The 13,923-nt window shown below is 67.7% G+C and carries 13 protein-coding genes and 1 pseudogene; 12 read left to right on the top strand and 2 right to left on the bottom strand.

What is annotated here, in order from left to right; genetic code table 11:
• On the bottom strand, window positions 1-1,505 hold a 1,505-nt coding region (locus P3W97_RS06450; protein ID WP_300844928.1), incomplete at its 3' end, for a helicase HerA-like domain-containing protein.
• Between the two features lie 120 nt (window positions 1,506-1,625).
• On the opposite strand from P3W97_RS06450, the gene P3W97_RS06445 reads away from it, so the two are divergent.
• From P3W97_RS06445 to rng, 8 genes are read left to right on the top strand one after another with little or no spacing between them, the layout of a single operon-like run.
• Window positions 1,626-2,351 carry a YebC/PmpR family DNA-binding transcriptional regulator gene (locus P3W97_RS06445; RefSeq protein ID WP_300844926.1) on the top strand — a complete coding sequence of 242 codons (726 nt, stop codon included), beginning with the start codon at window positions 1,626-1,628 and terminating at the stop codon, window positions 2,349-2,351.
• An 8-nt stretch (window positions 2,352-2,359) separates the two neighbouring features.
• A complete protein-coding gene (gene purD, locus P3W97_RS06440) occupies window positions 2,360-3,649 on the top strand; it encodes a phosphoribosylamine--glycine ligase (protein ID WP_300844932.1) in 1,290 nt (429 codons plus the stop codon).
• A gap of 51 nt (window positions 3,650-3,700) precedes the next feature.
• Window positions 3,701-4,621, top strand: a complete 921-nt coding sequence (gene hemF / locus P3W97_RS06435) for an oxygen-dependent coproporphyrinogen oxidase (protein ID WP_300844924.1) — start codon at window positions 3,701-3,703, stop codon at window positions 4,619-4,621.
• Window positions 4,618-5,295 carry a nicotinate (nicotinamide) nucleotide adenylyltransferase gene (gene nadD / locus P3W97_RS06430; RefSeq protein WP_300844922.1) on the top strand — a complete coding sequence of 226 codons (678 nt, stop codon included), beginning with the start codon at window positions 4,618-4,620 and terminating at the stop codon, window positions 5,293-5,295. The genes hemF and nadD overlap by 4 nt, the downstream gene beginning before the upstream one ends.
• Before the next feature lie 12 nt (window positions 5,296-5,307).
• On the top strand, window positions 5,308-5,766 hold the full coding sequence (rsfS, locus tag P3W97_RS06425; RefSeq protein WP_300844920.1) for a ribosome silencing factor: 459 nt from the start codon (window positions 5,308-5,310) through the stop codon (window positions 5,764-5,766).
• A complete protein-coding gene (gene rlmH / locus P3W97_RS06420; RefSeq protein WP_300844918.1) occupies window positions 5,763-6,233 on the top strand; it encodes a 23S rRNA (pseudouridine(1915)-N(3))-methyltransferase RlmH in 471 nt (156 codons plus the stop codon). Before rsfS ends, rlmH begins: the two co-directional genes overlap by 4 nt.
• Window positions 6,230-6,868 carry a nucleoside triphosphate pyrophosphatase gene (locus P3W97_RS06415; protein WP_300844916.1) on the top strand — a complete coding sequence of 213 codons (639 nt, stop codon included), beginning with the start codon at window positions 6,230-6,232 and terminating at the stop codon, window positions 6,866-6,868. The genes rlmH and P3W97_RS06415 overlap by 4 nt, the downstream gene beginning before the upstream one ends.
• Before the next feature lie 13 nt (window positions 6,869-6,881).
• Window positions 6,882-8,366, top strand: coding sequence for a ribonuclease G (rng, locus tag P3W97_RS06410; protein WP_300844914.1), 1,485 nt, complete (start codon window positions 6,882-6,884; stop codon window positions 8,364-8,366).
• A gap of 16 nt (window positions 8,367-8,382) precedes the next feature.
• Here the strand turns inward: rng and msbA are convergent, their stop codons facing one another.
• Window positions 8,383-10,146: a lipid A export permease/ATP-binding protein MsbA gene (gene msbA, locus P3W97_RS06405; RefSeq protein ID WP_300844930.1), complete on the bottom strand. Its 1,764-nt coding sequence runs from the start codon at window positions 10,144-10,146 to the stop codon at window positions 8,383-8,385.
• 232 nt (window positions 10,147-10,378) lie between these two features.
• Between msbA and tolB the strand changes: the two genes are divergently transcribed.
• From tolB to P3W97_RS06385, 4 genes and pseudogenes are all read left to right on the top strand, one after another.
• The gene (gene tolB / locus P3W97_RS06400; RefSeq protein WP_300844911.1) at window positions 10,379-11,731 is read left to right on the top strand and encodes a Tol-Pal system beta propeller repeat protein TolB; all 1,353 of its coding nucleotides are present in this window, start codon (window positions 10,379-10,381) and stop codon (window positions 11,729-11,731) included.
• A 56-nt stretch (window positions 11,732-11,787) separates the two neighbouring features.
• Window positions 11,788-12,381: a peptidoglycan-associated lipoprotein Pal gene (gene pal / locus P3W97_RS06395; RefSeq protein WP_300844909.1), complete on the top strand. Its 594-nt coding sequence runs from the start codon at window positions 11,788-11,790 to the stop codon at window positions 12,379-12,381.
• 9 nt (window positions 12,382-12,390) lie between these two features.
• A complete protein-coding gene (gene ybgF / locus P3W97_RS06390; protein WP_300844907.1) occupies window positions 12,391-13,242 on the top strand; it encodes a tol-pal system protein YbgF in 852 nt (283 codons plus the stop codon).
• Between the two features lie 86 nt (window positions 13,243-13,328).
• A pseudogene (locus P3W97_RS06385) lies at window positions 13,329-13,748 on the top strand (YeeE/YedE thiosulfate transporter family protein); the annotation flags it as partial.
• Window positions 13,749-13,923 lie beyond the last annotated feature (175 nt).

Raw genomic sequence — 13,923 nt, 5'->3', positions numbered from 1 at the left:
CTGCCGCCGACCAGGCCGCCCAGCAGCCCGCGCACGAGCTGCCGGCCCAGGTGGGTGCCAATCTGGCGCACCGCGGTTTTGACCACCGCCTGGACCAGTCCGTCGTGCTGCCCGCCGCGGGGGCCGGTGCGGCCAAACAGCACCTCGCCCACGCGGGCGCCGAGGCCGGAGGCATCGGCCGGTGGCGACTGGGGCGTGGCGCCCGCAGCGTCGCGCGGCGGCTGACCGCCCTGGTGGCTGGCGCGCAGCCGCTCATAGGCGCTTTCGCGGTCTACTGCCTGGTCGTACACCCCCGCGACCAGCGAGCCGTGCAGCAGCGCCTGGCGCTCTTGGGGCGTGACCGGCCCCAGACGGCTGCCGGGCGGCATGACCCAGGCCCGCTCGGTCTCGCTTGGGCGGCCTTTGGCGTCGAGCAGGCTCACCAGGGCCTCGCCCACGGCCAGTTCGGTGATCGCGGCCTCGATATCCAAGCCAGCCTTGGGCCGCATCGTCTGTGCAGTGGCCTTGACGGCCTTCTGGTCGCGCGGGGTAAAGGCGCGCAGCGCATGCTGGATGCGGTTGCCCAACTGGCCCAGCACGCTGTCTGGGATGTCGAGCGGATTTTGGGTCACGAAGTACACGCCCACCCCCTTGGAGCGCACCAGCCGCACGACCTGTTCGATGCGTTCGACCAACACCTTGGGCGCGTCGGAGAACAGCAGATGCGCCTCGTCGAAAAAGAACACGAGCTTGGGCTTGTCCAGGTCCCCCACCTCGGGCAGCGTCTCGAACAGTTCCGACAGCAGCCACAGCAAAAAGGTGCTGTACAGCCGCGGCGCATGCAGCAGCTTGTCAGCAGCCAGGATGTTGACCACACCCTGGCCGTCCACGGTCTGCATTAGGTCGGCGATGTCGAGCATCGGCTCGCCAAAAAATCGGTCTGCTCCCTGCTGCTCCAGCGCCAGCAGCCCGCGCTGAATGGCGCCAATGCTGGCAGCACTGATGAGGCCGTATTCGGTGGTGAACTGTCGGGCGTTGTCGCCGACGTGCTGCAGCATCGCGCGCAGGTCCTTCAGGTCCAACAGCAGCAAACCCTGGTCGTCGGCGATCTTGAACACCAGGTGGAGCACACCCGCCTGGGTGTCGTTGAGTCCCAGCATACGCGCCAACAGCAGCGGCCCCATGTCGCTGATCGTGGCGCGCACGGGGTGGCCCTGCTCGCCAAACACATCCCAGAGCGTCACCGGGCAGGCGGCGGGTGGCGGCGGCGCGATTCCACGGTCTGCCAGCACCTGGGCCAGTTTGCCCTCGATGCGCCCGGGCTGGCTGATGCCGGTGAGGTCGCCCTTGACATCGGCCATGAACACCGGCACCCCCAGGCGCGAGAAGCCCTCGGCCATGGTCTGCAGGGTGACGGTTTTGCCAGTGCCGGTGGCGCCGGTCACCAATCCATGGCGGTTGGCTTTGTCAGGCAGCAGCAGGCACTCGACGGCATCGCGGCGGGCGATCAGGATCGGTTCGGTCATGATGGGTAGTCCTGGGCATGGGGCGCTGGCGGCTGGCTGTCAGAGGGGCACAGGTAAAATATCAAGCTACTCCGACGGTCAGCCTGACCCGATTATCGCGACGGAATCGACGAGGTTTGCATGGCAGGACACTCTAAGTGGGCCAATATTCAGCACCGCAAGGCGCGCCAAGACGAGAAGCGCCAGCGCATCTGGACGCGGGTGGTGCGCGAGATCATGATCGCGGCGCGCCAGGGCGGCGGTGACCCGGCCGCCAACCCGCGCCTGCGACTGGCCATCGACAAGGCCAAGGCTGCCAACATGCCGGCCGACACCATCAAGCGCAATATCGACAAGGCCACCGGCAACCTCGAGGGCGTCAACTACGAAGAGGTGCGCTACGAGGGCTACGGTATCGGCGGCGCGGCCATCATCGTCGACTGCATGACGGACAACCGCGTGCGCACCGTGGCGGAGGTGCGCCATGCGTTTAGCAAGCACGGCGGCAACTTGGGTACCGAGGGCTCGGTGGCGTTCCAGTTTCAGCACTGTGGGCAAATCGTCTTCGAGCCCGGCACCAGCGAAGACAGGGTGGTGGAAGTCGCCCTGGAGGCCGGCGCCGACGATGTGCTGACACAGGCAGACGGCTCCATCGAGGTGCTGACCGCGCCGGCGCAGTTCGAGGCGGTGCGCGATGCGCTGCAGGCTGCGGGGCTGACCCCCGCGATGGCCGAGGTGACCTGGCGGCCTTCCAACACCGTGGCGCTGGAGGGTGAGGACGCCCAGCGTATGCAAAAGCTGCTCGATGCCATCGAGGACCTGGACGACGTACAGGACGTCTTCCACAACGCGGAACTGCCGCAATGAGCGAACGCATTCGGGTGTTGGTCGTCGGTGGTGGTGGCCGCGAGCACGCGCTGGCCTGGAAGCTCAAACAATCGCCGCGCGCCGCGCAGGTGTTCGTGGCCCCCGGCAATGGCGGTACTGCGCTCGATCCTGACCTCATCAATGTCCCGATCACCGACATCGCAGCCTTGCGCGACTGGGCGCTGGCCAACCGCATCGGCCTGACGGTGGTGGGGCCAGAGGCTCCGTTGGCCGCTGGCATCGTGGATACATTTCGGGCTGCGGGCCTGCGCATCTTTGGCCCGACCCAGGCCGCCGCGCAGTTGGAGAGCTCCAAGGCCTTTGCCAAAGCTTTCATGCAGCGCCACGGCATCCCCACGGCGGCGCACGAGACCTTCTCCGATCCCGTGGCGGCGCACGCCTATGTGGATCGGATGGGGGCCCCCATCGTGGTCAAGGCTGACGGCCTGGCAGCGGGCAAGGGCGTGGTGGTGGCCATGACCACCGCCGAGGCGCACGAGGCGATCGACCTCATGCTGCTGGACAACCGCCTGGGCGTGCAGCACAACGCCGAGGGTGCGCGCGTGGTCATTGAGTCTTACTTGCACGGCGAGGAGGCCAGCTTCATCGTGCTGGTGGACGGCACCCATGTCTTGCCACTGGCCACCAGCCAGGACCACAAGCGGCTGCTGGACGGCGACGCCGGGCCCAACACCGGCGGCATGGGGGCGTATTCGCCCGCCCCCGTCGTCACGCCTGTGGTGCATGCGCGCGCCTTGCGCGAGGTGATCGAGCCGACCGTGCGTGCCATGGCGGCCGAGGGTATGCCGTACACGGGCTTTTTGTACGCCGGGTTGATGGTGGCGCCCGACGGCAGCGTCCAGACCCTGGAGTTCAACTGCCGCATGGGCGACCCCGAGACGCAGCCCATCCTGATGCGTCTGCGCAGCGACTGGGTGGAGGTGTTGTTGGCGGCGACCGACGGGCGGCTGGACACTGTGTCCCTGGACTGGGACCCACGTGTTGCCCTGGGTGTGGTGGTGGCAGCAGCCGGCTACCCGCTGACTCCCCGCAAGGGGGATGCCATCGCCGCGCTGCCGGCACAGACGCCGGATGCCGTCGTTTTTCATGCAGGTACCGCACTGCAGCAGGGGCAGCTCATCACCAGTGGCGGGCGCGTACTGTGTGCCACGGCGCTGGGGGATGACGTCGCTGCAGCCCGCCAAAGAGCCTACGAACTGGTGGGTGGAATTGCCTTCGACGGCATGCAGTACCGACACGACATCGGCCACCGCGCGCTGGCGCGCCAGGCCGGCTGAACGCCCCCGCGGCCGGACAGACCGGCCGCCCGCTGCCCTGAGGAGACAACCATGGCCCATGAGCCCGTGACCCTGATGCGTGAATACCTGCTGGGTTTGCAGCAGCGCATCACCAGCGCTATCTCCGAGATCGACGGCCGATCCTTTCTCTCCGATGCCTGGGAAAAGGCGGCGGGGGAGGCGCTGCAGGGCAGCGGGGTGACGCAGATCCTGGAAGACGGCGAGGTGTTCGAGCGCGCCGGCTGCGGTTTTTCGCATGTCAGCGGCCCTAAGCTGCCCCCGTCGGCCACACAGCATCGGCCTGAGTTGGCCGGTGCGCCGTTCGAGGCCTTGGGGGTGTCGCTGGTGTTCCACCCGCGCAACCCCTATGTGCCCACGGTGCACATGAATGTGCGCATGATCACGGCGCGCCCTGCTTTGGGTGGCGAGGCCGTGAGCTGGTTTGGCGGCGGCATGGACTTGACCCCCTATTACGGCTTCGAAGAAGATGCGGTGCATTTCCATCGCACCTGCGCACAGGCGCTCGCGCCCTTCGGTGCGGACAAATACCCGCGCTTCAAGGCGTGGTGCGACGACTACTTCTGCCTGCGCCACCGCGGTGAGCAGCGCGGCGTCGGCGGCATCTTTTACGACGATTTCTCGGAGCTGGGCTTCGAAGGCGGTTTTGCGATGACGCGCGCCGTAGGCGACGCCTTTTTGCACGCCTATCTGCCCATCGTGCAGCGCCGTATCGGCACGCCCTACGGCGAACGCGAGCGCCAGTTCCAGCTCTACCGCCGCGGCCGCTATGTCGAGTTCAACCTGGTCTGGGACCGAGGGACCCACTTTGGGCTGCAGTCGGGCGGGCGCGCCGAGTCTATCCTGTTGTCCATGCCGCCGCTGGTGCGCTGGTCCTACGACGAGCGGCCCCAGCCCGGCACGCCCGAGCACCGGCTGTTGACCGAATTTTTGGTGCGCCGCGACTGGCTGTGACCCGCGCCGCTTCCGATCGTCCTCTCGCCCCGCGCCGCATCGGTGTGTTCGGCGGCGCGTTCGACCCGCCCCATTGGGCCCACCGGGCCGTGGCCGAGGTGGCGCTGCGGCAACTCACGCTCGATGAGCTGCTGATCCTGCCCACGGGGCAAGCCTGGCACAAGGCACGCCCCCTGACCGATGCGCAGCACCGGCTGGCCATGTGCCGCCTGGCCTTTGCCGACTTGCCCGGCGCGGTGGTGGACGGGCGCGAAACGGTCCGCGACGGCCCCACGTACACCGTGGATACCCTGGCTGAATTGCGTGCCGAGCATCCGGGTGCAGCGCTGTTCGTGATCATGGGGGCTGATCAGTGGTTGGCTTTTCGCACCTGGCGGCGCTGGCAGGATATTCTGCGCTGGGCGACGGTCGCCGTGGCCAACCGGCCGCGGGCTGAGGACGGTGCGCCGCTGCCCGATCTGGCCCAGGTGGGGCTGCCCTTCGTCGCGCTCGATCTGCCCCCGACGGGTCTGAGCGCCACGGCCGCGCGCGACCTGTGGCGCCAGGCATACCGGACGATCCGCTCCAGCGATGCGCCCCTCGCCCCGGATGTGGCGGCACTGGTGCCGCCCGCCGTCGCGCGGTATATTTCCGACCATCGGCTCTATGCTGCTGCGCATGGGCCGGCTGCTTGACACACCGACTCCATGACCGACACCGCCGCCCAACGCCAGATCCAAAAACTCCAGCGCGCCATCGTCGACGGCCTCGAAGACGTCAAGGCACAGGATATCCAAGTCTTCAACACCGAGGCGATCACGCCGCTGTTCGAGCGGGTAGTCATCGCCAGCGGTACCTCCAACCGCCAGACCAAGGCGCTGGCCGCCAGCGTGCGCGACAAGGTCATCGAAGCCGGATTTGCCAAACCCCGCGTGGAGGGGGAGGACAACGGCGAGTGGATCATCGTCGATTGTGGCTCAGCGGTCGTGCATGTGATGCAGCCTGCCATCCGCCAGTACTACCGGCTGGAGGAGATTTGGGGTGGCAAGCCGGTGCGTCTGCGCCGGACGGGCCCGCGTGCTGCGGGTCCGTCTGCTGCTGCGGCTGCCGCCCCGCGGGCATCCGCATCGCGGCGTCGCCGTCCGGTGGCCGACGACGCCGCATGAGGTGGCATTTGCTGGCCGTCGGCCAGCGCATGCCCGACTGGGCCGAGGCGGCTTACGAGGATTACGCCAAGCGTTTTCCGCCCGAGGCACGGGTGCTGCTGCGCACCGTCAAGGCCGAGCCGCGCACCAGCGGTAAACCTGTCGAGGCCCTGATGGCCGCCGAGCGCCAGCGCCTGCAGGCCGCTTGCCCCAAAGGCGCCCGCCTGGTCGTGCTGGACGAGCGCGGCGAGCGCTGCACCACGCAAGAGCTGGCACAGCGCCTGCGGCAGTGGCAGCTCGACGGCGCCGATGTCGCTTTCGTGATTGGCGGGCCGGACGGGCTGGATCCTGCGCTGCGCCAGGCCGCTCAGCACCGGCTGCGCCTGTCCGACCTGACCTTGCCGCATGCCCTGGCGCGCGTGCTGCTCATCGAACAACTCTACCGGGCGTGGTCCATCAATACCGGCCACCCCTACCACCGAGAATGACCGAGCCCCGTCCCGACCTCCCCACCGACGATCGCCCATGGGTGTACCTGGCATCGCAAAGCCCGCGCCGCCGCCAACTGTTGGAGCAATGGGGGGTGACTGTGGTGCTGCTGCCGCCAGATGCCGATGAGGACCCCGAGGCGCTGGAGTGCGTGCAGCCCGGGGAGCGACCGCTGGCCTATGTACGGCGCGTCACCCGCCTCAAGCTGCGGGCGGCGCAGGCCCGGCGCCAGCGTCGAGGCTGGCCGGAGGGTCTGGTCCTGTGTGCCGACACCACGGTCGCGGATGGGGACGACATCCTGGGCAAGCCGGCGGACGCTGCGGACGCCGCTCGCATGCTGCAGCGCCTGTCGGGTCGGCGCCACCAGGTGCTGACCGCGGTAGCACTCGCGCAGGGTCGGCGCGAGTGGCTGGCGGTGAATCGCTCCACCGTTACCTTCAAGCCCCTGACGGCGCAGGACATCGCGGCCTACATCGCCACAGGCGAGCCTTTTGGCAAGGCCGGCGCCTATGGCATCCAGGGCCGTGCCGGCCTGTGGGCACGGCGTATCACAGGCAGCTACACCGGTATCATGGGCCTGCCTGCATACGAGACCGCCGAACTGTTGCGCCGCGCAGGTCTGGCTTTGCAGTAAGCTGTTGGCCACCATGCCCCAGCAAGACATTCTCATCAACTGGTCCCCGCAGGAGTCCCGCGTCGCCTTGATCGAACAGGGCGCGGTGCAGGAGGTGCTGCTGGAGCGCGCGCTGGAGCGCGGTTTGGTGGGCAACATCTATCTCGGGCGGGTGCAGCGGGTGCTGCCCGGCATGCAGTCTGCGTTCATCGACATCGGACTGGAGCGCACGGCGTTTTTGCATGTGGCCGATTTGCTGCCGCAGATCAACGCCCGCCATGCCCCAGTGCGCGCGGACGAGCCCGAGGCCCCCAGCGTACCCCCCATCGAGCGCCAGGTGTTCGAGGGGCAGGCGATTTTGGTGCAGGTACTCAAGGACCCGATCGGCACCAAGGGCGCGCGGCTGACCGCACAGATCAGCATCGCGGGGCGGTTGTTGGTCTTTCTGCCCCAGGATGAGCATGTCGGCGTGTCGCAAAAGATTCCGTCCGCCCAGCGCGAGGCGCTGCGCCAGCGCCTCCTCGCCCTGGTGGGCGAGGGCGGGGGGGGCTTCATCCTGCGCACCAACGCCGAAGACGCCAGCGACGAGGAGCTGGCCGAGGACATCGCCTACCTGCGCAAGACCTGGGCCCGCATCCGCGAGCGGGCGGCGCAGGTGGCGCCCCCCGCACTGCTGCACGAGGATCTAACCCTGGTGCAGCGGGTGCTGCGCGATCTGGCCGGGCCCCAGACGCGCTCCATTCAGGTGGATTCGCGCGAGCAATTCGCGGCCCTGCAGGCCTTTGCTCAGGAGTACACGCCGCAGGTGGCGGATCGGCTGACCCTATATCGCGGCGAGCGGCCCATCTTCGACCAGTACCATGTGGATGAGGAGATCGAGCGCGCGCTGGGACGCCGCGTCGATCTCAAGTCGGGGGGCTATCTGGTGTTCGACCAGACCGAGGCGCTGACGACGATCGATGTCAATACCGGCGGCTTCGTCGGCGCGCGCAACTTCGACGACACGGTCTTTCGCACCAATCTGGAGGCGGCGCAAGCCATCGCACGCCAATTGCGGCTGCGCAATCTGGGCGGCATCGTCATCATCGATTTCATCGACATGGTGCGCGACGACCACCGCGACGCGGTGCTGGCCGAGCTGCGCAAGCAGCTCGCGCGCGACCGCGTCAAAACGATGATCGGCGGCTTCTCGCAACTGGGGCTGGTGGAGATGACGCGCAAGCGCACGCGCGAATCGCTGGCGCAGATGCTCACCGAAACCTGCCCGGCCTGTGGTGGTCGCGGGCGTGTGCGCACCGCACGCACCGTCTGCTACGACATTCTGCGCGAAATCCTGCGCGAGGCACGCGCCTTCAACCCGCGTGAATTTCGCATCATCGCCGCGCCGCAGGTGGTCGAGCGTTTTTTGGATGAGGAAAGCCAACACCTCGCAGGGCTGTCGGACTTCATCGGCAAGCCCATTTCGCTGCAAAGCGACAGCACCATGACGCAAGAGCAGTACGACATCGTGCTGATGTGAGCGGGCCAGGGGCGCGTCAGGCCGCGCCCTCGGCGGCAGCAACGGGGCTTTCGCCATCGTCCAGCCAGCCGCCGCTGCCTTGGGCGTAAAGCCGGGCATACAACCCGCCGGCGGCCAGCAATTCCCCGTGGCGGCCCTGCTCGATGATGCGCCCGGCTTGCAGCACGACGATGCGGTCGGCATGTGCAATGGTCGAGAGCCGGTGTGCGATCACCAGGGTGGTGCGTCCAGCCATCAGTCGAGCCAGGGCTTCCTGCACCAAGCGTTCGGATTCATTGTCCAGGGCGGAGGTGGCTTCGTCGAGGATGAGCACGGGCGCATCCTTGTAAATCGCGCGTGCGATGGCGAGCCGCTGGCGCTGACCGCCAGACAACTGGGCGGCGTTGTGACCCACGATCGTCTGTAGGCCCTGCGGCAGCGTCGGCCACCAATCGCCCAGGTTGGCCGCTTGTAGCGCTGCGCGCACGCGGGCCTCATCGGGCTGGTCGTCGCCCAGCGCCACGTTGGTCAATACCGTGTCGTTGAGCATCACCACATCCTGGCTGACGATCGCAAACTGCCGCCGCAGGGCGCGCAGCTCCCACTCGCGCACCTCCACGCCGTCGAGCAGGATGGCGCCGTGACTGGGAGCCACGAAGCGCGGCAGCAGGTTGATCAGCGTCGTTTTGCCGGATCCGGAGGGGCCGACAAAGGCCACGACTTCGCCGGATGCGATTTCCAGCGACACGCCGCGCACTGCCGCGCCCGGCTGGCCCGCGTATTGCACCCAGACGTCTTGCAGCCGGATGCGACCCTGCGCTCGCCCGCCATCGTACCGGCCGCCGTTTTGCACCGGCGTGTCCTCGATCAGCGCCACGCCGCGCTCCAGCGCGGCCAGCCCGCGTGTGATCGGGGTGGCGATGTCCGCGAGCTGGCGAATCGGACTCACGAGCATCAACATCGCCGTCACGAAGCCGACGAAGCTGCCGACCGACACCCCGCCGGAGGCTTGATGCAGCGCCACCATGATCACGGCCGACAGTGCCGTGGCCGCCAGGATCTGTGACAGCGGCGTCATGGCCGCAGCCGCGACGGTGCTCTTGAGCGCCAGGCCACGCAACGCAGCATTGAGTGCCGCAAACCGGCGCTGTTGCTGTTCCTGGGCGCCATGCAGCCGTACCAGTCGGTGCGCCAGCACGTTTTCTTCGACCACATAGGCCAGCTCGTCCGTCGCGGTTTGGCTGCGCCGGGTCACGCCGTACAGCCGGCGCGACAAAGCCTTCATGCCCCACGACAGCGGCGGGAACATGGCCAGCACGATCAGCGTGAGCTGCCAGTTCAGCCACAGGAGATAGGTCAGCAGCGCAGCGATCGTGAGTACCGTGCGCACCAAAGTCAGCAGTGCGCCGACCAGCTGCCCAGCGCCATTTTGCACTTCGTACACCAGCGTGTTCGACAGGCGGCTGGCGTTTTGTTCAGCAAACAGGTGCAAGTCTGCCTCGCCCAGTCGTTCGAACATGGCCCGCCGCAGCGCTGCCATCCCCCCGTTGGTGGTGTAGGCCAGGCCGTATTGGGCAACGAAAGTGGCGATCCCGCGCAGCGCGAACAGGCCGATCAGGGCCACGGGGATCGTCCACAGTGCCAGACCGCCCGCGATGAACCCTTCGTCGAGCAGCAGCTTCAGAAGCGCGGGAATGGCAGGCTCGGTCAGTGCCGCCAGCAGGGCTCCCAGAGCAGCGATGCCCACCCCCGCCCGCGCGGGACGGAAATACGGCCACAAGCGCTGCAGCCGCTCGTGCACCGGTGCAGAACCGGCAGCTCTGTTGGGGCCAGCCGTGGGCGGAGGGGGATTGGGCGCTTTGGTCGACAAGGCGGGTGGTGGAGCGGCAGCGCAGCGGCGGGAACTTTTCTGACCGCAGCAGACCTTTGAGGCTGCGGTGATGCTTCCGGTATTATCCGCTGTGCCGTCTGGTTTGCGTGCGCGCTGCTCACCACGCGGTGCCAGGTTTTTCTTGTATCGCCAACCACCATCGATGACGCTCCCCGATCGCTTCGGCCCCCATACATCCGGTCTGGCTTGTGGTGCAGCGCCGCCGCCGATTGGCGTTCCGCTGTCTCGGCGTGGCTGGCTCGCATCGGCTGCGGCCGCAGCCCTGGCGGCTTGGTCAGCGCCGGCGGCAGCCCAGTTCCGCGTCGAGGTGACAGGCGTTGGGGTGCAGCAAATTCCATTTGCGGTGGCGCCGTTTCGGGTGCCCGCTGGCATGCCGCAGGATGTGGCAGCCATCGTCGCGGCCGATCTGGTGCGCAGTGGTCAGCTGCGCCAGCTTGCAGGTGGCCCCCTGGGGCTGGACGAGGTTTCGCGCCCAGACCTCGGGCCCTGGCGCAGCCAGGGAGCGGACGCGCTCATCACGGGCAGCGTGCGGACACTGGCGGATGGCCGGTTCGATGTCCGGTTTCGCCTGTGGGATGTGGTGCGCGGCACCGATCTGGGGGGACTCAGCTACCCCGTTGGCTCGGCCGACCTGCGATTGGCAGCACACCGCATCGCGGACTATGTCTACGAAAAGCTCACCGGCGAGCGGGGTGTCTTTTCCACACGCATCGCCTATGTCTCCAAAAATGGGGATCGCCACCAGCTCTGGGTGGCCGATGCCGACGGCGAGAATGCCCAACCCGCCCTGACCAGCCGCGAGCCCATCATCTCTCCTGCATGGTCGCCCAGTGGCGCACAGCTCGCGTATGTGTCGTTTGAGTCGCTCAAACCCGTCATTTACGCTCACGATATCGCCACCGGTCGGCGTCGGCTGTTGGCCAGCTTCCGCGGCTCCAACAGCGCGCCGGCGTGGTCACCGGATGGCCGGCGGTTATATGCCACCTTGACCCTGGCGGGCAGCTCGCAAATTTATGCCCTCGACCTGGAGGGCGGCCCGCCGCAGCGCATCACCCAAACCGGGGGCATCGATACAGAGCCTGCTTTCGCCCCTGACGGCAAGGCGGTTTTCTTCGTCAGTGACCGGGGCGGATCGCCGCAGATCTACCGCATGACCCCGGATGGGCGCGAGGTCACGCGCGTCACATTCGAGGGCAACTACAACGTCTCTCCTGCGGTCAGCCCCGATGGCCGCCATTTGGCCTTCGTCTCTCGTCTGGGTGATGCCTATCGCCTGCGCCTGATGGACCTGGCCAGCGGAGCCGTCACCTCGTTGACCGACACCCACGCCGATGAAAGCCCGAGCTTTGCACCCAACGGTCGTCTGATCATGTATGCCACCCGGGTGCAAGGCCGCGAGTCGCTGATGACCACCACCCTCGACGGACGCATCAAGACACGCCTGGCGGCGACGGGCAGCGTGCGCGAGCCCGACTGGGGGCCGCTGCTGACCTGATGGCACAGCGGGCTGACATCCCTTCCCCTTCACCACTTTCTCTTCTGCTATCCATCATGAAAAGCCCTGTCGGTCATTTTTGGGAATGTCACGCGCTGCGCGCGGGTGCGGCGCTGCTGTTGGCGGCCGTACTGGCTGGCTGCTCCAGCGTCAAGCTCGACGAGAGTGCCCCGGTCAGCGATCGGTCGGCCACCCCGGTGGGTGCAGCGGACGCGGCGGGGGCAGGCGGCGGTGCGGGTGGCGCGGGCAGCGGCGCGGTGGACGGCCGCACCGTGGTGCCCGTGCAAACCCAGCCGCCCGGGGCTGGGCAGCCGCCGGCCAATGTCGCGCGCACCATCTATTTCGACTTCGACTCCTACGCCGTCAAGCCCGAATTCGTAGCGACGCTGGAGGCCCACGCACGTTACCTCAATGCCGACCGCCAGCGCCGCGTGGTTCTGGAAGGCCACACCGATGAGCGCGGCGGACGCGAATACAACCTGGCGCTGGGGCAGAAGCGCGCCGATGCCGTGCGCCGCGCTCTGGCGTTGATGGGGGTGCAAGACGCGCAGATGGAGGCGGTCAGTTTTGGTAAAGAAAAGCCGGCCGTACAGGGCAGTGGCGAAGAGGCCTGGGGCCAAAACCGCCGGGTCGAACTGGCCTACCGCTGATCCCGCGCCATGAGCCACGTCCGTATAGCCCAGTCTGCTGCCGCAGGCCGTTCACCACAGCGCCGCTGGCAAATTGCGCTGGCTGCCTGGGTGAGTGGCGGCGTGCTTGCCGCGGCAGCCCTGCCTGCGCATGCGCTGTTCAGCGACGACGAGGCGCGCCGCGCCATCTTGGATTTGCGCAGCCGCCTAGAGACCCAGCGCCAGGCCGTCGAAGCCACAGAGCGCCACTTGCAGGCCACCGAACGCCAGTTGCAGGAGCTGCAGGCTGGCAGCGACAGCGCGCGCCGCGGAGTGCTCGATGTTGTCAACCAAATCGAAGCGGTGCGCCGCGAGCTGGCGACGCTGCGTGGGCAGCAGGAGCACTTGGCCCGTGATCTGGCCGACCTGCAGCGCCAGCAGCGCGATGCCTTGGCCGCATTCGACGAACGCCTGCGTGCGCTGGAGCCCACCAAGGTTGTCGTCGATGGCGACGAATTTACCGTGCGCCCAGACGAAAAAGCGGCTTTCGAGGAGGCCATGGCGGTCCTGCGCGCATCCGATTTTTCGCGTGCGGCTCGGTTGTACGGGGCGTTTTTGGCCCGCTATCCGGGCAGTGGCTATGCGCCGCTGGCCTGGTACTGGCAGGGCAACGCCCTGTATGCCGATCGCCAGTACCGCGCTGCCATCGACAGCTACCAGCGGTTGATCGACCAGTGGCCGCAGCACCCCCGCGCGGCCGAGGCGATGTTGGCCATCGCAAGCTGTCAGCTCGAACTCAAGGATGCCAAGGCTGCGCGCGCCACTTGGCAAGCGCTGGTCACGCGCTATCCCCACACCGAAGCGGCGGCGGCCGCGCGTGAGCGTTTGGCTCGGCTGCGCTGACTTGCGGCGACGCGCCGGCAGCAGCCCCTGTCAGCCGCAAGCGGGTTCGGCCCCCGTAGAATCGAGTTCGTCTCCGTTCTCGAATCATGGATCTTGCCGCAACTCAATCCTTGTACACCACCGTTCTGTGGGCGGCGTTCGCTGTTTCGGCCTTGTTCGGCGCCATCGCGCACCGCACCCAATTCTGCACCATGGGGGCGATCAGTGACATCGTGAACATGGGGGATTGGACTCGGATGCGCATGTGGATCATGGCCATCGGGGTGGCCATGGCGGGCTTCCATACCATGGCGGCTTTGGGATGGATCGACCCGACCCGCACGATTTACTACAACGGGCGGGTGATCTGGCTGTCTGCGCTTACGGGTGGGGCATTGTTTGGCTTTGGCATGGTGCTGGCCTCGGGTTGCGGCAGCAAGACCCTGGTGCGCATGGGTGGGGGCAGCCTCAAGGCGGTGGTCGGGTTGTGTGTCATGGGGGTGGCGGCATGTGGGACCCGGCGGGGCAGCACGGCGGGGGTGCGCGGCGGCGCCGTGGTTCGCTTCGCGAGGGGCGGGCAAGCCGGCGGGGGCCTGGCCTGATGGTTGGGGGGTGTGGGGGGGGGGGTGGGCGGCGGCGCGGGCGGGGGGGGGGGGGGGGCGGGGGGGGGGGGGGGGGGGGGGGGGGCGGGGGGGGCGGGGG

The sequence above is a fragment of the Tepidimonas sp. genome (assembly GCF_029335975.1).
In the GTDB taxonomy this organism is placed as follows: Bacteria; Pseudomonadota; Gammaproteobacteria; order Burkholderiales; family Burkholderiaceae_C; genus Tepidimonas.
This window is presented reverse-complemented; position numbering and strand designations above follow the sequence as displayed.

Coding starts and splice junctions, on each gene's coding strand:
- P3W97_RS06445 (WP_300844926.1), top strand. CDS start 1,626: ATGGCAGGACACTCTAAGTGGGCCAATATTCAGCACCGCAAGGCGCGC.
- hemF (WP_300844924.1), top strand. CDS start 3,701: ATGGCCCATGAGCCCGTGACCCTGATGCGTGAATACCTGCTGGGTTTG.
- rsfS (WP_300844920.1), top strand. CDS start 5,308: ATGACCGACACCGCCGCCCAACGCCAGATCCAAAAACTCCAGCGCGCC.
- rlmH (WP_300844918.1), top strand. CDS start 5,763: ATGAGGTGGCATTTGCTGGCCGTCGGCCAGCGCATGCCCGACTGGGCC.
- P3W97_RS06415 (WP_300844916.1), top strand. CDS start 6,230: ATGACCGAGCCCCGTCCCGACCTCCCCACCGACGATCGCCCATGGGTG.
- rng (WP_300844914.1), top strand. CDS start 6,882: ATGCCCCAGCAAGACATTCTCATCAACTGGTCCCCGCAGGAGTCCCGC.
- tolB (WP_300844911.1), top strand. CDS start 10,379: ATGACGCTCCCCGATCGCTTCGGCCCCCATACATCCGGTCTGGCTTGT.
- pal (WP_300844909.1), top strand. CDS start 11,788: ATGAAAAGCCCTGTCGGTCATTTTTGGGAATGTCACGCGCTGCGCGCG.
- ybgF (WP_300844907.1), top strand. CDS start 12,391: ATGAGCCACGTCCGTATAGCCCAGTCTGCTGCCGCAGGCCGTTCACCA.